Annotated in this window: 14 protein-coding genes; 8 read left to right on the top strand and 6 right to left on the bottom strand. The window is 64.3% G+C overall.

The window, feature by feature from the left end; all coding sequences use genetic code 11:
• Positions 1-18: 18 nt before the first annotated feature.
• Genes GJ699_RS21650 through GJ699_RS21665 form a run of 4 tightly spaced genes read left to right on the top strand, consistent with a single transcriptional unit; the run spans position 19 to position 7,227 of the window.
• Positions 19-816, top strand: a complete 798-nt coding sequence (locus GJ699_RS21650) for an ABC transporter permease (protein WP_308495531.1) — start codon at positions 19-21, stop codon at positions 814-816.
• The gene (locus tag GJ699_RS21655; protein ID WP_154380187.1) at positions 816-2,033 is read left to right on the top strand and encodes an ABC transporter ATP-binding protein; all 1,218 of its coding nucleotides are present in this window, start codon (positions 816-818) and stop codon (positions 2,031-2,033) included. The genes GJ699_RS21650 and GJ699_RS21655 overlap by 1 nt, the downstream gene beginning before the upstream one ends.
• The gene (locus GJ699_RS21660; RefSeq protein WP_154380189.1) at positions 2,030-3,460 is read left to right on the top strand and encodes a class I SAM-dependent methyltransferase; all 1,431 of its coding nucleotides are present in this window, start codon (positions 2,030-2,032) and stop codon (positions 3,458-3,460) included. The genes GJ699_RS21655 and GJ699_RS21660 overlap by 4 nt, the downstream gene beginning before the upstream one ends.
• Positions 3,460-7,227, top strand: a complete 3,768-nt coding sequence (locus tag GJ699_RS21665; RefSeq protein ID WP_154380191.1) for a glycosyltransferase — start codon at positions 3,460-3,462, stop codon at positions 7,225-7,227. Before GJ699_RS21660 ends, GJ699_RS21665 begins: the two co-directional genes overlap by 1 nt.
• Here GJ699_RS21665 and GJ699_RS21670 read toward each other — a convergent pair whose 3' ends face one another.
• The 3 genes from GJ699_RS21670 to GJ699_RS21680 form a co-directional block, all read right to left on the bottom strand.
• Positions 7,228-8,883, bottom strand: a complete 1,656-nt coding sequence (locus tag GJ699_RS21670) for a glycosyltransferase 87 family protein (RefSeq protein ID WP_154380194.1) — start codon at positions 8,881-8,883, stop codon at positions 7,228-7,230.
• A gap of 99 nt (positions 8,884-8,982) precedes the next feature.
• Positions 8,983-9,972: a glycosyltransferase family 2 protein gene (locus GJ699_RS21675; RefSeq protein ID WP_371867624.1), complete on the bottom strand. Its 990-nt coding sequence runs from the start codon at positions 9,970-9,972 to the stop codon at positions 8,983-8,985.
• An 85-nt stretch (positions 9,973-10,057) separates the two neighbouring features.
• Positions 10,058-11,539: a DEAD/DEAH box helicase gene (locus tag GJ699_RS21680; RefSeq protein ID WP_154380196.1), complete on the bottom strand. Its 1,482-nt coding sequence runs from the start codon at positions 11,537-11,539 to the stop codon at positions 10,058-10,060.
• A 147-nt stretch (positions 11,540-11,686) separates the two neighbouring features.
• Here GJ699_RS21680 and GJ699_RS21685 point away from each other — a divergent pair, with 147 nt between their 5' ends.
• Positions 11,687-14,782, top strand: coding sequence for a ligand-binding sensor domain-containing diguanylate cyclase (locus GJ699_RS21685; RefSeq protein WP_154380199.1), 3,096 nt, complete (start codon positions 11,687-11,689; stop codon positions 14,780-14,782).
• A 5-nt stretch (positions 14,783-14,787) separates the two neighbouring features.
• Positions 14,788-14,988 (top strand): oxidoreductase-like domain-containing protein, encoded by a 201-nt coding sequence (locus GJ699_RS21690; RefSeq protein ID WP_154380201.1) that lies wholly within the window; start codon positions 14,788-14,790, stop codon positions 14,986-14,988.
• 169 nt (positions 14,989-15,157) lie between these two features.
• On the opposite strand, the gene GJ699_RS21695 is transcribed toward GJ699_RS21690, so the two are convergent.
• A complete protein-coding gene (locus GJ699_RS21695; RefSeq protein WP_154380203.1) occupies positions 15,158-16,861 on the bottom strand; it encodes a methyl-accepting chemotaxis protein in 1,704 nt (567 codons plus the stop codon).
• A 114-nt stretch (positions 16,862-16,975) separates the two neighbouring features.
• Positions 16,976-19,231, bottom strand: coding sequence for a TonB-dependent receptor family protein (locus GJ699_RS21700; protein WP_154380205.1), 2,256 nt, complete (start codon positions 19,229-19,231; stop codon positions 16,976-16,978).
• Between the two features lie 265 nt (positions 19,232-19,496).
• On the opposite strand from GJ699_RS21700, the gene GJ699_RS21705 reads away from it, so the two are divergent.
• Together GJ699_RS21705 and GJ699_RS21710 are read left to right on the top strand one after the other, a co-directional pair.
• The gene (locus GJ699_RS21705) at positions 19,497-20,804 is read left to right on the top strand and encodes an NRAMP family divalent metal transporter (RefSeq protein WP_154380486.1); all 1,308 of its coding nucleotides are present in this window, start codon (positions 19,497-19,499) and stop codon (positions 20,802-20,804) included.
• A 34-nt stretch (positions 20,805-20,838) separates the two neighbouring features.
• Positions 20,839-21,177 (top strand): hypothetical protein, encoded by a 339-nt coding sequence (locus GJ699_RS21710; protein WP_154380207.1) that lies wholly within the window; start codon positions 20,839-20,841, stop codon positions 21,175-21,177.
• Here the strand turns inward: GJ699_RS21710 and GJ699_RS21715 are convergent.
• Complete coding sequence (locus GJ699_RS21715; protein WP_229262227.1) at positions 21,170-23,011, bottom strand: putative bifunctional diguanylate cyclase/phosphodiesterase; 1,842 nt, start codon at positions 23,009-23,011, stop codon at positions 21,170-21,172. The genes GJ699_RS21710 and GJ699_RS21715 overlap by 8 nt on opposite strands.
• Positions 23,012-23,553 lie beyond the last annotated feature (542 nt).

The raw sequence follows: 23,553 nt of genomic DNA on the forward strand, positions 1-23,553 counted from the left end.
TTCCACGGAGGCCGCACCATGGCGCGCTTGATGCTCGCCGGCCTGTGGCGCTACCGCGGCTTCATCCGTGGCTCGGTGCAACGCGAATTCCAGGCCCGCTACCGTAATTCCCTGCTGGGCGCTGCCTGGACCATCCTCAATCCGCTGGCGATGATCGTGGTGTACACCGTGATCTTCTCGCAAGTGATGGGCAACCGCCTGAAAGGCGCCGACGCGCCGTTCGCCTACAGCATTTATCTGTGCGCCGGCGTGCTGACCTGGGGCTTGTTCACCGAAATTACCGGACGCGCCCAGAGCGTGTTCATCGACAACGCCAACCTGCTGAAAAAGCTGCAGTTCCCGCGCATGTGCCTGCCGGTGATCGTGGTGCTCAACGCGCTGCTCAACTTCGGCATCATCTTCGGCCTGTTCACCGGTTTCCTGATCATTTCCGGCAGTTTCCCGGGCTGGGTTTATTTCGCGCTCTTCCCGGTGCTGGCGATCCAGATTCTGTTTGCGATCGGGCTCGGCATGGTGCTGGGCGTGCTGAACGTCTTCTTCCGCGACGTCGGCCAGTTCTTCACCATCCTGCTGCAGTTCTGGTTCTGGTTCACGCCCATCGTCTATCCGGCCGGCGCGTTGCCGGAACAGGTGCAGTCGATGCTGGCATGGAATCCGATGACAGCGGTGATGGCGGCCTTTCAAGGCGTCCTGGTGCATGGCGAGGCGCCGCACTGGGGCACGCTGTGGCCGGTGACCGTGCTGGCCCTGGTGTTCTGCGCGCTGGGCCTGCAATTGTTCCGCAAGCGCGCCGGTGAAATGGTGGATGAACTCTGATGGGCAGCATCGTCGTACGTCAACTGGGCAAGGCCTACAAACAATATCCCACCCCATGGAGCCGGCTGGCCGAATGGGTGCTGCCGGGTGGCCCACGCCACCAGCAGAAGTGGATTCTGCAAGACATTAACTTCCAGCTCGATCCAGGCGAGGCGGTCGGCATCATCGGCATCAACGGCGCCGGCAAAAGCACGCTGCTGAAGCTGATCACCGGCACCGCCCAGCCAACCACCGGCGCGGTGCACATCAGCGGCCGCGTGGCGGCGCTGCTGGAGCTGGGCATGGGCTTCCATCCCGACTTCAGCGGTCGTCAGAACGTGTTCATGGCCGGCCAACTGCTGGGCCTGACCGTGGCCGAGATTTCGCAGCTGATGCCGGACATCGAGGCATTTGCCGAAATCGGCGACTACATCGACCAGCCGGTGCGCGTGTACTCGTCCGGCATGATGGTGCGGCTGGCATTCGCGGTCGCCACCGCGCGCCGTCCCGACGTGCTGATCGTCGACGAGGCGCTGTCGGTGGGCGACGCCTATTTCCAGCACAAGAGCTTCGAGCGCATCCGCCAGTATCGCCAGCGCGGCACCACGCTGCTGATCGTCAGCCATGACCGCGCCGCCATGCAATCGATTTGCGACCGCGCCATCCTGCTCGATCGCGGCCGCCTGGCGCGCGAGGGCACGCCGGAAGAAGTGATGGACTACTACAACGCGCTGATCGCCGAACGCGAAGGTTCGACCGTCGAGCAAGTGCGCACGCCGGAAGGCCGGGTGCAAACCACCTCCGGCACCGGCGAAGCCACTGTCAGCGGCATCACGCTGGAGAACGCCGACGGCGCGCCGCAGGAAGTGCTGAACGTCGGCACGGCGGTGACGCTGCGGGTCAAGGTGCAGATCCACAAGCCGGTCAAGCGGCTGGTGTTGGGCTATATGATCAAGGACCGGCTGGGTCAGCCGATCTACGGCACCAACACCCACCACATGCAGCAGCCGCTGGAAAACCTGAAAGCCGGCGAGCAGGTCGAATACTGCTTCAGCTTCCCGCTCAACCTGGGCGCCGGCAGCTATTCGGTGACCACCGCGCTGACCAGCAGTGAAACCCATCTGGCCGACAATTACGAGTGGCGCGACCTGGCGCTGCTGTTTGTGGTGATGAATATGAACCGGCGTGAATTTGTCGGCTCCAGCTGGCTGGAGCCGGACGTGGAGATAGTGCGATGACCGAGCCGTTTTACCGCGCCTTCGAAGACCGCTATCGCGGCTCGCGCGACGTAATCAAGCAGCGCCTGCGCGCCTACGCGCCCTTCCTTGAGCCACTGGTGCAAGCACAGCAGCCCCAGGCGCTGGACCTCGGCTGCGGCCGCGGCGAGTGGCTGGAACTGCTGGGTGAATATGGCTTCAACGCGCGCGGCGTCGACCTTGACGACGGCATGCTGGCGGCCTGCCGCGAACGCGGCCTGCAAGTCGAAACCGGCGACGCCGTGGCCGCCTTGCGCGCCTGCCCCGACCACAGCCTGGCGCTGGTGTCGGCATTCCACCTGGTCGAACACATTCCGTTCGAGCTGGTGCAGGAGATCACGCGTGAAGCGCAACGCGCGCTGCAACCGGGCGGTCTGCTGATCATGGAAACGCCGAATCCGGAAAACCTGGTGGTAGGCGCCTCCAGCTTCTACATGGACCCGTCGCACCTGCGGCCGATTCCGCCGAGTCTGCTGGCCTTCACCGCCGAACACGCCGGCTACCAGCGCCACAAGGTGGTGCGCTTGCAGGAAGAGCCGGCGCTGCACAGCGACCGTCCGCTGGCGCTGATCCACGTGCTGGAAGGTCCGAGCCCGGACTACAGCGTGGTGGCACAAACCAGCGCGCCGGCCGAAATATTGACGCGCTTCGACACCGCTTTCGCCACCGACTACGGCATCGCGCTCGGTCCGCTGGCGCTGCGCTACGAACAGCAACACGAACAGCGACTGGCCGAGCTACATCTGCTGGCACAGGCACAGCAACGCGAAGCGCAGCAGCTGCACCAGGCGCTGCAACAGCAAGCGCAGTCACTGGAGCACCAGTCACAGTCGCTGCAACAACAAGCGCAATCCCTGCAACAGCAGGCGCAAGCGCAGCAACAGCAACAGGCCGAGCATGAACAGCTGGCCGCGTCGCTGACGCAGCTGTCGCACAGTCTGGACCTGGCCCACGCGCATGCCGCCCATCAGGCCGAAGCGCTGAACCATGCCGGCCATCGCCTTGGCTTGCTGGAGCAACGCACCGAAGCCGCCGAAGCGCGCGCCGACGCCGCCCAGCAGCATGTGATCGCGCTGCTATCCAGCAGCTCGTGGCGCCTGACCGCGCCGCTACGCAAAGTGGTCACGCTGGGCCATCGCGTGCGTAATGGCGGCCGCCGCCGGCTGAAGGCGCTGATCGTGCGCGCCGGCCAGGCCGTGCTGCGCCGTCCAGCGCTGAAGCGCCTGGCGCGGCCGCTGCTGCGGCTGGTACCGGGTCTGCAATCGCGGCTGTATGGCATGGTGATCCAGGCGCAAGCCGCGCCGGCCGCCGCCGTGCTACTGCAGGAAGCGGCGCCGGGTCAGCTGTCGCCGCGCACCGCGCGGATTTTCCAGGAACTCAAAAAAGTACAAGAAACAAGGAATCGCTGATGCGTATCGTGATCGACCTGCAAGGCGCGCAATCGGAAAGCCGTTTTCGCGGCATCGGCCGCTACTCGCTGGCGCTGGCCCTGGGCGTGGCGCGCAATGCCGGCCCGCATGAAGTCTGGCTGTTGTTGAACGCGGCGCTGCCTGCCGCCATCCCCGACCTGCGACTGGCGTTTGCCGGCCTGGTGCCACCGGAACGCATCCGTCTGTTCGACGCGCCGGCGCCCAGCCGTGAACACCACGAGCCGCACAGCCCGCGCGCGCGCGCCGGCGAACTGCTGCGCGAACATGCCATCGCGGAATTGCATCCGGACGTGGTGCTGGTCACCAGTCTGTTCGAGGGTTATGTGGACGACAGCGTGGTCTCGGTCGGCACGCTGGACAGCGGCGCCGATACCGCCGTGGTGCTGTACGACCTGATTCCATTCCTGAATCCGGAAGCCTATCTGGCGCATGCGACCCAGCGCGCCTACTACGAACGCAAGATCGCCTCGCTGCGCCGCGCCGGCCTGCTGCTGGCGATTTCCGACTACTCGCGCCAGGAAGCCATCGACGCGCTGCAATTGCAGCCGGACCATGTGGTGGCAATCTCAACCGCAGTGGACGCCTGCTTCCAGCCAGCCGAGGCCGATCCACAAGCGCTGGCCGCGCTGCGCGAACGCTTCGGCCTGACGCGCGACATGCTGATGTACGCGCCCGGCGGCTTCGACACCCGCAAGAATATCGACGGTCTGATCACCGCCTTCAGCCTGCTGCCGCAGGCGGTACGCGCACGCCACCAGTTGCTGATCGCCAGCAAACTGCCGGACGGCGACCGCGCCAAGCTGGAACAGCACGCCCGCCACTGTGGCCTGCACGACGATGAATTGATCCTGACCGGCTACGTCGACGACGCCACGCTGATCGATCTGTACCGCGCCTGCGCGCTGTTCGTGTTCCCGTCCAAGCACGAGGGCTTCGGCCTGCCGGCGCTGGAAGCCATGGCCTGCGGCGCGCTGGTGATCGGCGCCGACAGCACCAGTGTGCCGGAAGTGATCGGTCATCCGGACGCGCTGTTCGATCCGTTCCAGCCGCAAGCCATCGCCGACAAAATCGCCGCCGTGCTCAGCGACGACGAGCTGCGCGCCCGCCTGCGCGAGCACGGCCGCGTACAAGCCACCCGCTTCAGCTGGGACATTACGGCGCAGCGCACCGTGCACGCGCTGGAAGCCCATCACGCCGCCAAGCAGCCGCCGGCCGGCAGCGCCAAGCGCCGCGTCGCCTTCGTCTCGCCTATGCCGCCGGAAAAAACCGGCGTGGCCGATTACGCGGTGCGCGTGCTGCCGACGCTGCTGCCCTACTTCGACGTGGAAGTGATCGCGCACCAGCCGCAGACCACGCTGCCGGACGAGATCAGCCACCTGCCGGTGCGCGACGTCGCCTGGCTGCGCGCCCATGCCGACCAGTACGACCACATCATCTACCAGTTCGGCAACAGCCCGTTCCACAGCCACATGCTGCCGCTGCTGCAAGATCATCCAGGCGTGGTGGTGCTGCACGACTTCTTCCTCAGCAGCATGCTGATGCATGAACAGCTGTCCGGCGCCATGCCCGGCGTCTACCACCAGGCGCTGTTGCACGCGCACGGTTACGCGGCGGTGCAAGCCACCACCCTGCCGGGCGGCATGGAAGCGGCGCGCGACGCCTATCCGTGCTGTCTGGAAATCGTGCAGCGCGCCAGCCAGGTCATCGTGCACTCCGACTACGCGCGCACGCTGGCGCGTCAATGGTACGGCCCGCATGCCGGCGAGGACTGGAATATGGCGCAGCTGCCGCGCGCCGTGCCAGCCGTGCATGACCGCGCCGCCGCCCGCCGCGCGCTCGGCATTGACGAGGACGCCTTCCTGGTCTGCAATTTCGGCTTTGTGGCGCCGACCAAGCAATGCCTGGAACTGCTGCAAGCCTGGGTCGACAGCGCGCTGCATCAGGATAAAAAATGCCAGCTGGTGTTCGTCGGCGCCAACCACGGCGGTGACTACGGTCAGCGCATGACCGAGACCATCCGCGCCGCCGGCAACGACGACCGCATCCGCATCTCCGGCTGGATTTCGGACGAAGACTATCTGAACTATCTGCAGGCCGCCGATCTGGCGGTGCAGCTGCGCACCATCTCGCGCGGTGAAACCTCGGGCACGGTGCTGGACTGCATGATCTACCGCCTGCCGACCATCATCAACGCCAACGGCGCGATGGCCGAATTCCCGCACGACGCCGCCTGGATGCTGGACGATTGCTACGATCCGGCCGAGTTGGTGCACGCGCTCAACACGCTGTATCACGATGCCGCCCGCCGCGACGCTTACGGCAAGGCGGCCTATGCGCTGATGGGCACGCGCAACAGCCCGGAGCGCGTCGGCATGATGTATCGCGACGCGCTCGACCGCGAACTGCAACGCCGTCCGGCCAGCCGCCCGGCACTGCTGCCAGCGCTGCTGAACACGCCGCAGCTGGAGCAGGACGACGCCATGCTGGAACAGCTGGCGCGCGGCATCGCCCATGGTCCCGATCTGATGGCGCCGCGCCAGTTGCTGGTGGACGTGACCGCCATCGTGCATCACGACCTGAAGACCGGCATCGAGCGCGTGGTGCGCCATCAGCTGCAAGAGCTGCTGCAACTGCGCGCTCAGGGCTGGCGCGTGGAGCCCGTCTACCTCAGCAATGAGGGCGGCCACTACCACCTGCGCTACGCGCGCCGCTACGTCGGCCGCCTGCTGGGACTGGAACAAATGCTGGGCGAGCACGATGCGGTGATCGACGTCCAGGCCGGCGACGCCTACTACAACGCCGGCAACACGCCGCACGCGGTAATGGATGCCGCCGCCGAAGGCGTGTATGCCGGGCTGCACGCGCGCGGCGTCAGCATCAATTTCCTGGTGCATGATTTGCTGCCGGTGCTGCGGCCCGAATTCTTCCCGGCCAATACCGATCACAGCTTCGGCGCCTGGCTGCGCTGCGTGGCGGCGATTGCCGACCGCCTGATTTGCATCTCCGGCGCGGTGGCCGATGAAACCGCCGCCTGGCTGACCGCCAACGGGCCGGAGCGCCCACGGCCGCTGCCGTTGCAGGTGCTGCATCACGGCGCCGACATCGGCCCGGCACCGGCCACCAGCGCCAACGCGCATCCGCAGCTGAGCGCGATCGGCAAGGCGCCGGTGTTCCTGATGGTGGGCACCATCGAACCACGCAAGGGCTATCTGCAAGCGTTGGATGCGTTCGAACTGCTATGGCAGGCCGGTGTCGACGCGCAGCTGGTGATTGTCGGCAGCGAGGGCTGGAAGCCGCTGCCCGAAGCCGAGCGCCGCACCATTCCACGCATCGTGTCGCGCCTGCAGCAGCATGCCGAGCGCGGCCGCCGTCTGCACTGGCTGCAAGGGCTGGAGGACGACGCGTTGCAACAGCTGTACCGCGACAGCGTCTGCCTGCTGCAGCCTAGCGAGGGCGAAGGCTTCGGCCTGCCGCTGATCGAGGCGGCCAGCTACCAGTTGCCGCTACTGGTGCGCGATATTCCGGTGTTCCGCGAAGTCGGTGGCGAGCATGCCAGCTATTTCTCCGGCCTGGACGGTCAGTCGCTGGCGGACGCCGTGCAAGCGTGGCTGAAGCTGCACGCCGACGGCAAACATCCAGCATCGCAAGGCATGCCGTGGCAAACCTGGCAGGACAACGCCAAGCAATTACTGAGTTTGCTGGAAGATGCGCCGGCGGCGCGCCACTGGACGCCGGCGCCGGTCTGATCAGCGCAGCGCCGCCGGGCGCTGCACCATGCACAACTGGTACGAATGTTCATTGCTGCCGATGCGCGCGCCGTAGCGCCGGCAGCTGTCGGGCTGGATCGCCATGTCATAGCGCGCCAGGATCATATTGCCCCACGCCTCGATCTCGGCCTGGCGTTCCGGCGTGCCGCTGCCGCCATCCATCATCACATACAGCGTCCCCTTGCGCGCGGCGATCATGCCGTACAGGCGCTGCGCGTAGGCGGCCGACTCCGGGAAGCCCGAGCCCAATGCCACGAACGCCAACTGGCGCGGGAACGCTGGCACCAGCCAGCCCATCGGCGGATCGCCCTTGACCGTCATCACCAGATCCTCGGCCGGCGCCGCCAGCTTGGGCACGTCGACCCAGATCGCCTGTTTGCGCCAGTGACCATGGCCCCAGCCGCCCGGCGGCACGGCTAGCACCACGCCGACCGCCAGCACCAGGCCGGCGCTGCCGACCGCGCGCGCGCGGGCAACCGGCAGCAAGCGGTGCAGCACCAGCCACCACATCAACGGCGCCAGCAGTTCGATCGGGACCAGATAGCGGTAAATGCCGAATACATTCATCCAGCACAAATAGGCCAGCACGAAAAACGTCAGCACGAAGCTGGTCTGGCAGGAGTCGCTGCTGCCATGATCCAGCAGTGGCCGCTTGCGCCACCACGCGCGCAGGCCGTACAGCGCCAGCGCCACAAAAGCCAGATACAGCAGCGGCCAGATCACCTGGAGCAGCCGGATTTCGATCACGCGCCGCGCGTCAAAGCTCATGATGAAGGGCCACAGCAAACGTTCGACCAGCCCCTGCGGTTGCCAGCCGGTGTCGCCGATACCGATCGGCTTCGCCAGCGGCGCCTGGAACAGCTGGTTAAACTGCGGGAACAGTGGATTGCCGAACACGCTCCACATGCGCCAGTACCAGTGGCCGGCGCTCAGCGCCAGGCCGGCCAGCACGCCGACACCAAATACGAAAGCGGCGCGGAAGCGCAGCCACCAGCCGCCGGCCAGCGCCAGCAGCAGCGCCAGGCACAGCGCCACCGCGTAACTGACATTGGTCATCTTGAGGCCGCAGCCGGCGCCCATCAGCACGCCGGCCAGCAGCGTTGCCATCAGACCGCGGCCGCCGCACAGCGCCGGCCAGGTCCGCAAGACCAGCCACAGCGCGCCCAGCACGCACAACGAGGTCAGGTTGTCGCCCATGGAGTTACCCAGCTCGGACAGGAACCCGGGCGCCACCATGCCGGCCAGTGCCAGCAACAGCGCCGCGCGGTGGGCGCCGGCCGGCAGCAGGCGGCGCGCCAAGGCCAGCACCAGCACGAAGTTCAGACCGTGCAGCGCGCCCATGATGAAGCCGGTCAACTGCGCCGGCAGCGTGGTCAGCAAGCCGTAGTACAGCAAGTCCAGTGTCGGGTTGAAATAGCTTTGCCATTGGGCCGGGGCCAGGTCGTAACCCACTTTGCCGTTCAGCAGTGCGTACGGATTGTAGTAGTGATAGTTGCGCAGATCCCAGTTGTCATCCTGGCCGTACACCAGCGACAGCACGCCGAACAGCACCGGCAGCAGCCACATGGCGGTGCGCACCGCGCCCGGACGGTCGAGGCCACGCCAGAAACGGGTGGCGGATTGAAGCAGATTCATGAGGAGAGCGCGCTGAGCGCGAGAAAACAAGGAATTCAGGCCGGCCACGCCGGTCCCGGCACCGGCGCGGGCTGGCCCCCAGGAGCCAGCCCGCGCGGCTTATGCACGGCGCGCTTGCTCGTGGACCTGGGCGATACCCTGCACGGCGGCGGCACGCGGCATCGGTCCCGGGATTGCCAGGTAGGCAAAGCGCTTCTGCTCGATGCGGCCCTTGGTGACGGTGTCCAGGATCAGGCCGCAGGACAGCAGGATCATGCTCAGCACCGCCAGGCCGGAGCACAGCACGGCGGTCGGCAGGCGCGGCACCAGGCCGGTCTGCAGATAGGTTTCCACCAGCGGCGCCGCCAGTCCCAGCGAGGCCAGCAGGCAGGCGAAGAAGAAGATCGAGAAGAAGGCCAGCGGCTTTTCGTTCTTGAACAGTTTGAAGATCATCCACAGGATGCGGATGCCGTCGCGGTAGGTGTTCAGCTTGCTGACCGAGCCTTCCGGCCGGGCACCGTAATGGGTTTCCACTTCCGCCACCGGCATGCGCAGTTCCAGCGCGTGCACGGTCAGTTCGGTTTCGGTTTCAAAGCCCTCGGCGTGGGCCGCGAACGACTTGGCGTAGCGACGCGAGAACACGCGGTAGCCGGACAGCATGTCGGTAAAGGTGTTGCCAAACACGGTGGCCACAAAGCCGGTCAACATCTTGTTGCCGAAGCGGTGACCGAAACGGTAGGCTTCCTGCTCGGTGCTGACGCGGGTGCCGACCACCATGTCCAGTCCTTCGGCCACCAGTTTTTCGGCCAGCTGCGGCGCCACGCTGGCGTCGTAGGTGGCGTCGCCGTCAACCATGATGTAGAGGTCGGCTTCGACGTCGGCAAACATGCGGCGGATGACATTACCCTTGCCTTGCAGCGGCACGCGGCGCACGATGGCGCCGGCGGCTTCAGCGACGCGGATGGTGTCATCGGAGGAATTGTTGTCGAACACATAGACCGGCGCGTCGGGTAGACAGGCGTTGAAATCGCGCACGATAGCGGCGATGGTCAGGGCTTCGTTATAGCAGGGCACCACGATAGCGATGCGTTGATTGGCAAGAATACTCACGTCGAGGTCGTCAGGTTAGCAGAAACGCAAATTATACAGTCATGCCATCGGCGCGACGACCCGGCCGATGGCTATCGTGCGGAAATTACTGCTTGGGCACGCCGCCCAGCAGGAAGGCCAGCTTGGGCTTGGCCTTGGTGATCGCGCTGCCGGCGGCTGGCGCGACCGCTGCCGGCGCAACGCGCGCCGGCTCGTAGGGCTTGAGGAACCACGGATCGACTTTGTCGCGGCGCGGCGACGGGCCGCTGCCCATGCTGCGCGGCGCGCGCTCGGCCGAACGGCTTGGGCCGCGACCGATATCCTCGCTGCGGCGCGGACGGCGTTCGCCGCGCTCGTCGGCGAACTCGCCCGGCGTGAAACCGGTCGGCTCGGCGCGCTGGATGGTTTGCTTGATCAGCTTTTCAATGTCGACCAGCAGGCGCTCGTCCTTGTCCGAATAGATCGAGATGGCGTCGCCGGAGGCGCCGGCGCGGCCGGTGCGGCCGATGCGGTGCACATAGTCTTCGGCGTTGTACGGCAGATCGTAGTTGATCACGCACGGCAGGTCGGAGATGTCCAGGCCACGGGCCGCAACGTCGGTCGCCACCAGGATGTCGATTTCGTTTTTCTTGAACGCGTCCAGCGCGGCCATGCGCTCCTGCTGCGTCTTGTCGCCGTGAATCGCGACCGCCTTCATGCCCTCGCGCTCCAGTTCGCGCGCCAGGCGCGAGGCGCCGATCTTGGTGTTGGAGAAGATGATCACCTGCTTCAGCTCGCGCTGGCGCAGCAGATGCGCGGTCAGCGCGTGCTTCTGGTTTTCCGCGACCTTGTACACCACCTGGGTGACGGTATCGGCGGTCTTGTTGGCGCGCGCCACCTCGATCGTGACCGGGTCGGTCAGGAAGGTGTTGGCCAGCTTCTTGATTTCCGGCGAGAAGGTGGCCGAGAACATCAGGTTCTGGCGCTTCTTCGGCAGCAGATTGATGATGCGCTGCAGATCCGGCAGGAAGCCCATGTCCAGCATGCGGTCGGCCTCGTCCATGACCAGCATCTGCACCTGGCTCAGCGACACATTCTTTTGTTCGATATGGTCCAGCAGACGGCCCGGGGTGGCGATGACGATTTCCACGCCAGCCTTCAGGGTCGCGGTCTGCGGCTTCATGTCCATGCCGCCGAACACCACGGTGCTGCGCACCGGCGTGTGCTTGGCGTAAGCCTTGACATTTTCAGCCACCTGCACCGCCAGTTCGCGGGTCGGGGCAAGGATCAGCGCGCGCACCGGGTGACGCGCCGGCGAGGTGCTGGTGTTGGCGTGCGCCAGCAGCATCTGGATGATCGGCAGCGCGAAGCTGGCGGTCTTGCCGGTGCCGGTCTGGGCCGCGCCCATGACGTCGCGCCCCTGCAGCAGCACCGGAATGGCCTGGGCCTGGATCGGGGTCGGATGCTCATAGCCCTGCTCGTCCAAGGCGCGCTGGATATCGGGCGACAGGCCGAAATCGGCAAAACGGACTTGGGCTGGCGCGGCGGTCTCTGCTGGCGCAGCAACCTGCTCGGAAGTGGACGATGAGGTGGTTTGAGTATCGGACATAATGTGGAAGGATGGTGAAGCGCCGTAAACTATACCCTAATTTCTGGCAACTGAGCGCATTCCTGCTCGCTTTTATGCTGAAACCATTGCATCAATGGCATGTATAATGGGCATTATGACCAGAAACTAAATGAATGCGCGTCTCCCATGCTTGTGCCCCTATCGGCCCTGCGCCGCCTGCTCCCCTTTTGCCTGCTGATTTGTCTGTTGCTGGCCCAGTCCCTGACCGGCGCCGCGCCCGCCCCATCGCTACGGTTTAAAAAACTCGGCCCGCTGGGCGGCGACGAGCCGTCCATGCTATCGCTGCTGCAGGACCGCCAGGGCTTTGTGTGGGTCGGCACCCACACCAACGGCCTGTACCGTTACAACGGCTACCAGGCGGTCAAATACATCAACAACCCGGCCGATCCGGCCAGCCTGCCGCACGACCGCGTCTCGGCCATTTTCGAGGACAAACAGGGCCGCATCTGGGCCGCGACCCAGAGCGGGCTGGCGCGCTTCAATCCCGAGACCAACAACTTCACCACGTTTACCAGCGACAAAGCGCCGAAAAACCACCGCATCGTCAAAAACATCATCGCCGACGGCAAGGATGGCTTGTGGATCGGCACCTGGGGTGGTTTGCAGCATTTCGATCCGAATGCCGGCAAGTTCGACGCCATTTACGCGCACGACGACAAAGATCCCGATTCGCTGGGCGCCAACGACCTGAACGCGCTGGCGCTGGACGCCAAGGGCGGGCTGTGGATCGGCACCTGGCCAGGCGGCATGGATTACCTGGCGCCGGGCGCGCAGAAGTTCCGTCATTACCAGGTAGACCCGGCCGCCAAGCCGGACGCGCGCGCCAACATCGTGCGGGCGCTGCAATTCGATCCGGCCGGCGCGCTGTGGATCGGCACCGAATCCGGCATCATCCGCTGGGATGGCAAGAGCGACTGGGACAGCCGCAAAGTGGTCCCGACCCCGGCCAGCCGCGTCACCAATTTCGGCCTCGACAACAAGGGCGTGCTGTGGGCCACCACCCTGTCGGCCGGACTGCTGCGCTGGAACGAGGCCGAAGGCGGCTTCGACCAGTTCGTGCACGCCGCCGACGACCCCTACAGCCTGCCCGGCGACAATCTGCGCGCGGTGATGCAAGACCGTGGCGGCATGTTGTGGATCGCCTCCTTCACCGACGGCATCGCGCTGGCCAACCTGAGCAGCGAAGGCTTCACCCGCCACGTGCCGTTCCGCATCGACAGCCGCTCGGCGCCGGCCAGCAACGCCCTGCTCAGCCTGGCGCGTGCGCCGAATGGCAAGATCTGGCTGGGCGGCAACGTCGGCATGAGCTTGTACGATCCGGCCACCAGCAAAGTGATCCACAGCTACCACGCCGACGACAAAACGCCCGGCAAGCTGTCGCACTCCATCGTCTACAGCATGTACCAGGACGACGACGGCAAGGGACCGCTGTGGCTGGGTACCTCCAACGGCCTGAACCGGCTGGACACGCCGGAGTCGCCCTTCCAGGCCATCCATTTCGGCAACACCGCCAGCGACTACATCAACGCCATCGCGCCCGGCGCCGGCGGCGTGCTGTGGCTGGCCACCGGCAACAGCCTGATCCGCTACGAAATCAAGAGCGACGCCCGCAAAATCTACTACAACGATCCGCAGGACCCGAGCTCGCGTTCGGTCAACGGCACTTCGGCGGTGCTGGAAGATCGCCAGGGCCGGGTCTGGGCCGGCTCGGAATGGAATGGCGGCGGGCTCGACCTGCTGGACCCGGCCACTGGCAAATTCCGCCACTTCCGCCACTCGACCAAGGACGCCGCCAGCCTCAGCGACGACAACATCGCCACCCTGCACGAAGATGCGCAAGGCAGGATCTGGGTCGGCACCAGCAAGGGGCTGGACCTGGTGGTATTCAAGCCGGATGGCGCGATCGCCTTCAAATCGTATGCGGCAGCGATGCGGATGCCGAAAATCCTCGCGATTCAGCACGACAACGACGGCCGCATCTGGTGCAGCACCATCGCCGGCCTGTACCGGCTGGAGCCGGACAGCGGCAAAGTCACCCACTTCTCGCCATCGGACGGCCTGACCGAAGGCTTCACCGTCAACTCCTCCGCGTTTGGCGCCGACGGCACACTGTACTTCGGCGGCGTGCACGGCATGACCGCCGTGGTGCCGTCGAAAGTGAAAACCAGCTCGGTACCGCCGCAGGTGGCGATCACCGACATCACCGTCTTCAACCACTCGCTGCAGAATGGCGAGCCAGGCGAGAACGTCAAGGCCGACGGCCCGGTGACGGCGCCGACCTCGATCACGCTATCGTCGCAGGCATCGGTATTCGCGCTGGAATTCGCCGCGCTGCATTACACCGAACCATCCGGCAACCGCTACTCTTACCAGTTGCAGGGCTTCGACCGTGACTGGGTCGAGACCGACGCCAGCCGCCGCGTCGCCAGCTACACCAACCTCAACCCGGGCAAATACGTCTTCCGCGTCAAAGCCGCCAACCACCTCGGCGTATGGAACGAAGTACCGGCCGTGCTCAACATCACCATCACACCGCCGTTCTGGCAGCAATGGTGGTTCCGCTCAGCGCTGGCCGCGCTGGTGGTGGGCGCGCTGGCCTTGGCCTACAAGACCCGCATCAACCGCCTGACCCGCCACCAGGCCGAGCTGGAGCAAACCGTCGCGGCGCGCACCGCCGAGCTGGAAGAATCCAACCGCAAGCTGGCCGCGCTCAGCACCACCGATGGCCTGACCGGCGTCAGCAACCGGCGCGGCTTCGACCTGGCACTGGAAGCCGAATGGCGGCGCGCCGCCCGTACTGGCCAGACCCTGGCGCTGGCGATGCTGGACGTCGACTACTTTAAAAAATACAACGACCACTACGGCCACCTGGCGGGCGACGCCGTGCTGCGCATCGTTGCCGACCTGATCACCACCCACGGTCGCCGCACCAGCGACCTGGTGGCGCGCTACGGCGGCGAAGAATTCGCGCTGCTGGCGGCCGCCACCGATGCCACCGACGCGTTTGGCGTCGCCGAAGAGATCTGCGCCGAGCTGGCGCGGCGGGCAATTCCCCATGAGCAATCGCCATTTGGTATCATGACCATCAGTATTGGCGTCGCGGTGCTGGTGCCGAGCGAAGACAGCTCGCCGCAAGACCTGGTGCAGCTAGCCGACCGCACGCTGTACCGCGCCAAAGAAAAAGGCCGCAACATTGCGCTGCTGGCCATGCCCCCGATGTGAACGCAATGAACCCTGTAACCGACAACGACCCCAAGCCCGAACCACCCACGCCGCCCGAGCCCGGCGACTGCTGCCACAGCGGCTGCACCTACTGCGTGGACGACCTCTACCAGGAAGAACTGGACCGCTACCGCGCCGCCCTAGCCGCCTGGCAAGAACGCAACTCCGGGGTCAGGTCCATCATTTCTACACGACCTGAGCCTTAATCCCCCATTACTGCCGAGCCCGTGAAAAACTCCGGGGTCAGGTCCATTTTTTCTACACGAGCTCAGCCTAATGCGCTATTACAGCTGAGTTCGTGTAGAAATGATGGACCTGACCCCGGATTAACTACAGCTGGGACCGTGTAGAAATGATGGACCTGACCCCGGGGTGTTAGAAGGCTTCCCATTCGTCGCCGCCGACGACTTCTTTGACTGGCTTTTTCAGCGCGGGCTTGGGTGCGGCGGGGCTGGTTTTGACACTGGCGACTACCGCCTTCGGCACCGATGGCTTGGCGCGCGAGGCCGGACGTGGCACCGCCTGCGCGCTGTGCAGCAGCTTGAATACGCTCACCACTTCGCTCAGCCGCGCGGCCTGGTCTTGCATCGATTCGGCCGCCGCCGCCGCTTCTTCCACCAGCGCGGCGTTTTGCTGCGTCACTTGGTCCATCTGCACGATGGCGGTGTTCACCTGTTCGATGCCGGCGCTCTGCTCCACGCTGGCCGAGGTGATTTCATTCATGATGTCGGTCACGCGGGTGATGCTGGCGACAATCTCACTCATGGTGTCGCCCGCCTGGTTGACCAGCGATGAGCCAGTCTCCACCTTCTCCACCGAATCATTGATCAGCGATTTGATGTCCTTGGCCGCCGCCGCCGACCGATGTGCCAGGTTGCGCACCTCGCCCGCCACCACCGCGAAGCCACGCCCCTGCTCGCCAGCGCGCGCCGCTTCCACCGCCGCGTTCAAGGCCAGGATGTTGGTCTGGAAGGCGATGCCGTCAATCACCGAAATAATTTCGACGATCTTGCGCGATGATTCGTTGATCGAGGCCATGGTGCCCACCACCTGCCCCACCACATCGCCGCCCTTCTGCGCGATGCCGGACGCCGATTGCGCCAGCTGGTTGGCCTGGCGCGCATTGTCGGCGTTTTGCTTGACGGTGCTGGTCAGTTGCTCCATCGACGAGGCGGTCTCTTCCAGCGAGCTGGCCTGTTCCTCGGTGCGCGACGACAAGTCCTGGTTGCCGCTGGCAATTTCGGACGAGGCGGTGGCGATGGTGTCGGTCCCATGCCGCACCTGGCTGACCAGGCTCTCCAGATTGCCGGTCATGTCCTTGAGCGCCTGCATCAGTTGCCCGGTTTCACAGGCGCTTTTGACTTCGATCGCTTGTGTCAGGTCGCCGTCGGCCACCTGGCGCGCCAGCGTCACCGCCTGCTGCAGCGGCGAGGCGACGATTTTCGCCACCCACATCGCCAGCACCATGCCGATGCCGATGTTCACTACCAATAAAACAATCGAGGTGATGCGCGCGCTGGCGTAAATTGCGGTGGCGTCGTCACTGGCGGCATCGCCGCCGTCGACGTTGATCTTGACCAGCTTGTTGACATTGTCGGTAATCGCGGTCAGCAGCCGGGCCGACTCGCCGGCCGCCGCAGCGCGCGCCTCGGCTTTCTTGTTGCCGCGCGACAGCTCTATCATCTTGCCGTGCTCGACCATGAAGGCTGCCAGGTTCTTGTCGAACTCGGTCGCGGTGGCTTTTTCTTCGGGACTGGAAATCAGCTTTTCATAGGTGTCGCGATGACTTTTGAAGGTCACCAGCGTCTGCTCCATGCGCTTTTCATAATCGGCCATGCTGGCCGTATCTTCGTTGAGCAGGTGGGCCAGCTCCCAGCGCCGCAATTCGCCGACGTCGGAACGCAGCTCCATCGCCGCACGCACGCTGGGCATCCAGTTTTCCGCCAGGTCGGTGGAGGCCTGGTTGACGCGGTTCATCGAGATGATGTTGCTGATGCCCAATATCAGGGTCAGTAACAACACCGCACCAAAAGAAACGATCAGTTTTGTGGCTATTTTCAGATCGTAAAACCATTTCATGGCTGGTCTCCTCATCGCTGGATGCTGGCTAGCCAGTATGCAACTATGTCGGACACCATGCCAGCGCCACGCGGCTGCTGTGTTGTTCAAGCAACAGCGTGGCGCTGCGGTGCTTTACAGCTTGCCGTTCAGCGAGATGAACAGCTGACGCGGCGCGCCGGTCAGCAGGGTCTGCGCAGTGCCAGTCGGATCGCTGGCCTGGAAGCCGTTGGAGCCAATGGTGGCGATGTACTGCTTGTCAAACAGATTGGTCACGTTGACTTGCAGCGCCAGTTCCTTGGCCCAACCCACCGATTTCAGCTTGTAGCCGGCCGACAGATTGGCCAGCCAGAACGATGGCACGCTGGCGTCGTTCAGGTAGGTGTAGTAGCGCTTGGCGGTGTACTTGGCGCCGGCGCGGGCGAACCATGGGCCGCCTTCATACGACACTTCGGTGTTAAACAATTGACGCGGCGCGTCCACCACTTCCTTGCCGCTGACCGCCACTAGGGTGGTGCCGTCCATGTAGTTCGACTTGTACTTGGAATCGTTGAAGGTGTAGGAGTTGAACCAGCTCAGTTCACGGCTGAACTTCCATACGGCGATCGCTTCCAGACCTTTGGTGTCAACCTTGCCGACGTTGACGAAGGTCGAGGCGCAACCGACGATGCCGGCGCAGGTCGCCACGCTCAACTGACGGTCGTCGAAGCGCGCGCTGTACACCGCCAGCGAGCCTTGCAGCGCATCGCGCTTGAAGCGGTAGCCGAGGTCGACGTTGACCGAGGTCTCAGGCTTCAGGCTGCCGACGCTGTTGTTGAACGCGGTCTGGGTCTGCGAGAACGGACCGGTCACGCCCGGTTGGTAGGCGCGCATGTTTTTCGACGCCGAACCGAACACTTCATCGTCGCTGGTGAGGGCGTAGTTGAAGCCGGCCTGTGGCAGGAATTTCTTGTCGGCCGTCAGCGAGCCGGCGGCGCGGGTGCCGACCAGGTTGGTGGCTTTGATGTCGACGTCGACCGATTTGAAGCCGGCGTTCAGCTTCAGCTTGCCGTCGACCAGCGCCAGCGTATCCTGCAGGTAGTACTGCGAGGTGGTGGTGATGAAGTTCTGCTTCCAGTCGGTGGCGAATGGCTTGGTCAGGTAGTACATGGTGTCGGCCGGGCCGGTCACCGCGTAGTAGTTGCGGCTGGCGGTGTGGTTGTTACGCTCACCCCACAGACCGGCGCTGATGGTGTGGTCGCCCAGTTCCCAGCTCACGTCGCTGGTGATGCCATCACGATAGATGCTGTACTCGGTGGTACGCAGCGAGATCGGGTTGCTGGCGTTGGTCGCCACGTACGGGGTGTACCAGTGGCCCTGGCCCTTGTTGTCGTGGTGGTAGATGGTGGTCTTCAGGTCGACGTTCTGGGTCAGGCGCAGGTCCAGCGTCAGGCCTCCCAGCGTGTCCTTGCGCAGGCCGCCGGCCGAGTAGTAAGCATCGTCCAGGCTGTTCACGCCGCCGGTGAACACGCCCTTGGCAGCGTTGACCGCGCGGTTCCAGTCGGACTGGTAGTTGTCCCAGTTGTAGCCGAGGCGGCGGATCATTTCCAGCGACATGTCCTGGTAGTCGATTTCCTTGCGGTCCGAGTAGTTCAGGAAGCCGGTCAGGCTGTTGTCGCCAAAGTTGAACACGAAGCGCGAGTTCAGCTGATCCTGATCCTGGCCGCCTTCGCCTTTCCATTTGTCGGTGCGCTGACGGGTGCCGCTCAGGTAGGCCTTGAAGACGCCGTTGATCAGGCCGGTATCGACGCGGGCGAAGGTGCGCGAGGTCGAATCGCTGCCCAGGGTTTGCGCGAAGGTCAGGCCGCGCTCATCGCTTGGGGCCAGCGTGAAGAATTGCACGGTGCCGCCCAGGTTGCTGGTGGAGGCGGTGCCCAGCGCGCCGGCGCCCTGCGATACCGAGACGCTGCCGATGTTCTCGGACGAGATGGCGCGGCTGATGTGCAGACCGTTGTTGTTACCGTAGGTCATGTCGCCGAGCGGAATGCCGTCCAGCGTGAAGCCCAGCTGGTTCTGGTTGAAGCCGCGAATGCTGAAGCGGGTCGACCATTCGTAGGCGCCGAACGGGTCGGCCGACTGGAAGTTCACGCCTGGCAGTTTTTCCAGCACTTTCAGCGGGCTGGTGCCTGGCAGCGCTTCGCCCAGGTCGGCTTTATTGATGTTTTGCACCTGGCGCGATTGGCCACGGCCGGTGATTTCCACCGTCTGCACCGGGCCGGCCATGGCGGCGACGGCAGCGGCGTCATCGGCGGCGGCATCGTTGGTGGCGGCCACGTCGGCGGCGTAAGCCTGGCAAGCCAGAGCTTGCAGTACGAGCAGGCACAAAGGTTTCAGAGGGAAGCGCTGGGACATGGCTGTTGTTCTTTCTTGCTAGGTTGGTGGAAAATCAACTGGCAAGATTGTAGGAATTGCATGTGACGATGCGATGACGCGACCATGACATCTTGATGACACAGCAACACTTGTGAACGCAGTCTCAGTACGTCCGCGTACAGTCGCCCACTTGCGGCCGCTCTAAAGTGGGCGGCAGGAGGAGCACATGAACATCGACCTGCACAGTCAGCAACGCGCGCCCGGCGACGCGAACGGCGATGACGCGCGGCGCGTGGAGCCCGCCATGGGACGCGACGACGACAGCGTCCCGGCCCACGCGGCCGACGCTGCAGGGCCGCAAGCGAATGGCGGCTGGCTCAGCAAGCTGGGGCCGGGGCTGATCACCGGCGCGGCCGATGACGACCCGAGTGGCATCGCCACCTATTCGCAGGCCGGCGCCCAGTTCGGCTACGGCATGTTGTGGACCGTGCTGCTGACCTATCCGCTGATGATCGGCATCCAGGCCGTCAGCGCCCACATCGGCCGCGTCAGCGGACACGGCCTGGCCACCAACATCCGCCGCCACTACCCGCGATGGCTGCTGTTCGCCATCGTCAGCCTGCTGTTGATCGCCAACACCATCAACATCGCGGCCGACATCGCCGCCATGGGCCAGGCCGCGACGCTGATCGCCGGCGGCCAGCCCCACTGGTACGCGGCCGCCGCCGGCCTGCTGTCGGTGGTGCTGCAAGTCACCCTGCCCTACCAGCGCTACGTGCGCGTGCTGAAATGGTTGACGCTGGCCCTGCTGGCCTACGTCGTCACCGCGCTGACGCTCAAGCTGCCCTGGCTGCAAATCCTGCACGCCGCCGTGCTGCCCAGCCTGAGCTGGCAGCCGGATTACATCACCACCGTGGTCGCCATCTTCGGCACCACCATCAGCCCCTACCTCTTTTTCTGGCAAGCCTCGCAGGAAGTCGAAGACCTGCGAGCTGATCCGCAAGCGCATCCGCTCAAGCACGCCGGCCAGCAAGCCGCCGAACAGCTGCGCCGCATCAAGATCGACACCATCACCGGCATGGGCTTCTCCAACCTGGTGGCGATGTTCATCATGCTGACCACCGCCGCCACGCTGGGCGCGCACGGCATCACGCACATTGACTCGTCGGCCCAGGCCGCCGAAGCACTGCGGCCGATCGCCGGCGATTTCGCGTTTGCGCTGTTCAGCATGGGCATCATCGGCACCGGCCTGCTGGCGGTGCCGGTGCTGGCCGGCTCGGCCGCCTACGCCATCGCCGGCGCCATGCGCTGGCGTAACAGCCTGGAATTGCAACTGGCCGGCGGCCAGAAGTTTTACGCCATCATCATCGGCGCCACCCTGGTCGGCACCGCGCTGTGCTTCACCCATATCGACCCGATGCGCGCACTGTACTGGAGCGCCGTCATCAATGGCGTGATCGCGGTGCCGGTGATGGCGGTGGTGATGAACCTGGCCACGCGCCACAGCGTCATGGGTGACCTGGTGGTCTCGACACGGCTGCGCGTGCTGGGCTGGGCCTGCACCATCGTGATGGCGCTGGCGGTGCTGGCGATGTTTGCCACCATGGGGTAAGCTGGGGTTTTCACGTCTTGCGAGGAGTCCGTCCATGCCGCGATGGATAACGCTGTTGTTTGCCACCCTGATCGCCCTGCCGGCACTGGCCTTCGACCGCCCCTTCCCCGCCAATACCCTGCGCGGCGTCTTTACGCCGGGCTATTACCCCGACATCACGCTGGACGGCAAGGCGCGCCGGCTGTCGCCCGCCGCCCGCATCTTCGACCAGGACAACCGGATTGAAATGCCGGCCGCCGTGCGCGGCAGCGGACTGGTGGTCAACTACACGGTGGACAGCATGGGCAATATCGACCGCATCTGGATTCTGACCGCCGACGAGGCGGCGCTGAAAGTGCCAACCGCCGCCGAAGCCGCCGCTGCGTCTAAATAGCGTAGTCGGTGTAGGGCTGCGGCGCGGCGCCGGCGCGGCCGTCGGCAAACTGCAGCAGCAACTCCGGCGAAATCGGCCTCGAAATGTGATAGCCCTGCAGATAATGGCAGCCCATTTTTTCCAGGATGGACGCCTGGCCGGCGGTCTCCACGCCCTCCGCCACCAGTTGCAAGCCCAGGCTGTGGCCCATGGCAATGATGGCGTGCACCAGCGAATTGCTGCGCTCGCTATGCTCGATATCCATGACAAACGCGCGGTCGATCTTCAGCGTGTTGAGGTGGAACTGGGTCAGATAACTGAGCGAGGAATAGCCGGTGCCGAAGTCGTCCAGCGAAATGCCGACACCCAGCGCGCGCAGCTGCGCCAGCACGGTCTGCACATGGATGGCATCATCGATCAGCACGCGCTCGGTCAGCTCCAGTTCCAGCTGGTGCGGTGACAGACCGTTGCTGATCAACGCCTGCGACACCAGCGTGACGAAGGCCGGATCAGCCAACTGCCAGGCCGAGACGTTGATGCTGATGGTCACATCATCCAACACACTCTGCTTCCAGCGGCCGGCCTGACGGCAAGCTTGCTCCAGCACCCAGGTACCTAGCTCGACGATCATGCCGCTGTCCTCGGCCACCGGGATGAAGCGATCCGGCGTGACCGGCCCCAGCAGGGAACTATTCCAGCGCAGCAGCGCCTCCACCTTGGTCAGCTTGCCGGTGTGGGCATTGGTGATGGCCTGGTAGACCAGATAAAACTCGCCGGCCGCCAGCGCGCCGCGCAGCGCGCCATCGATCATCAGCGCATCCTTGGCGGCGGCGTTCATGTCATCGTCAAACAAACGCTGCTCGCCGCGCCCGGCTTTCCGCGCCTCGTACATCGCAATATCGGCATTGTGCAGCAGCGCGCCGCTGTCGGTGCCGTGCTGCGGGTAGCAGGCAATGCCGATGCTGGCCGTGACGCTGATGGCGTGATACGACAGCTCAAAACCCTTGCCCATGGCGGCAATCATGGCAGAAGCACAATCCGCCCCCACGGTTTCGGCGCTACCCGGCGCCAGGCCGGGGATCAGGACGATGAATTCGTCGCCGTCAAACCGGGCCAGCACGTCGGCCGGGCGCAGCAGGCGGTGCAGGCGGCGCGCCGCGCTGCGCAGCAATTCGTCGCCGGCGGCATGGCCGAAGGATTCGTTGACGCGCTTGAACTTGCCCAGATCCACGCACAACACGGCACATTCCTGGCCGGCGGCGGCCGCTTTTTCCACCTCTTCGGTCAGCCGCAGCGACAGCGCGTGACGGTTGAAGAAGCCGGTGATGGGGTCGATGCGGGCGGCCTGATACAGCTGATCATCCTTTTTTTGGCGCTCGCTGATGTCGAGTAACTGGACCAGGCAGAACAATCTGCCGCGCTCGATGTACGGCGAACCCAGCAACTCCACCGGCAAGCGGCTGCCGTTGCGCAGGGTGACGGTTGCGGTATTGGAAATGGGGTACTGGACGCCTTCGGTCTCGAAATAGCGGAAATAGGCGTCGGCCATGTCCCGGGTCAGATTGGGCAGCAGATCGCAAACATGCAATCCGATCAACTCTTCAGCACTGTTAAAACCTAGCAACTTTGCACAACGTTCATTGGCAACGTGGATGTAGCCGCGCCGGTCGCGTATCAAAAAGCCGTGGCTGAGGCTGTCGATAGTGCGGGCGTAACGTTGCTGGATTTCATCCTGAACCGCGTAGGTCAGGCCCAGCATCGACAGCACCTTGAACACGCTGGTGAAGACAAACCACTGCTCGTACATCTCCGGTCCAAAACTGGCGGCGCTCAACAAATCCAGGCAGCCGCGCATAATCAAGGTCCATCCCAATAAGCGATAGCGCTTATTAACGCCGATCAAACGCCGGCCAGCCCAACATAATATCAAGCCCAAACCGGCCGCACTGCCGGGCACCAGCCAATGCGGATTGGTATTCCACAAAAAATAAAACAGGCCGCTTAATATCAGAACAATAGGCCCCATCCAGCGAATATGATGTGGACGTAATTTACCGATAAAGAATTGGGTCCCCGCCCAATAACCGGCGATAGCCAGCGATAGCGATAAACCACATAAATATAAGCGCGTGGACAACGACAATACATCTTCAGAATTCAACCAGATCGCTGAACCGATCATCACGGAAAACTGACCTGCGCCCCAGAATAGCGCATGCCTTTCCTTACGCTGGATTATCCAGAGGAAAATAAGCAAGGCGCTTAAAATAGTATCGGCGGAAAAATCCACCACCATCGCGATTAAATAGTCGGGGCTTGCGCTCATGGACGGCTGGCGCCGGGAGGCGCTGTTCTTAAAGTGACTTCAGGCATTGTATGCCGAACTCAGCTGCTGGC

The sequence above is a fragment of the Duganella guangzhouensis genome (assembly GCF_009674535.1).
GTDB lineage: Bacteria > Pseudomonadota > Gammaproteobacteria > Burkholderiales > Burkholderiaceae_D > Rugamonas > Rugamonas guangzhouensis.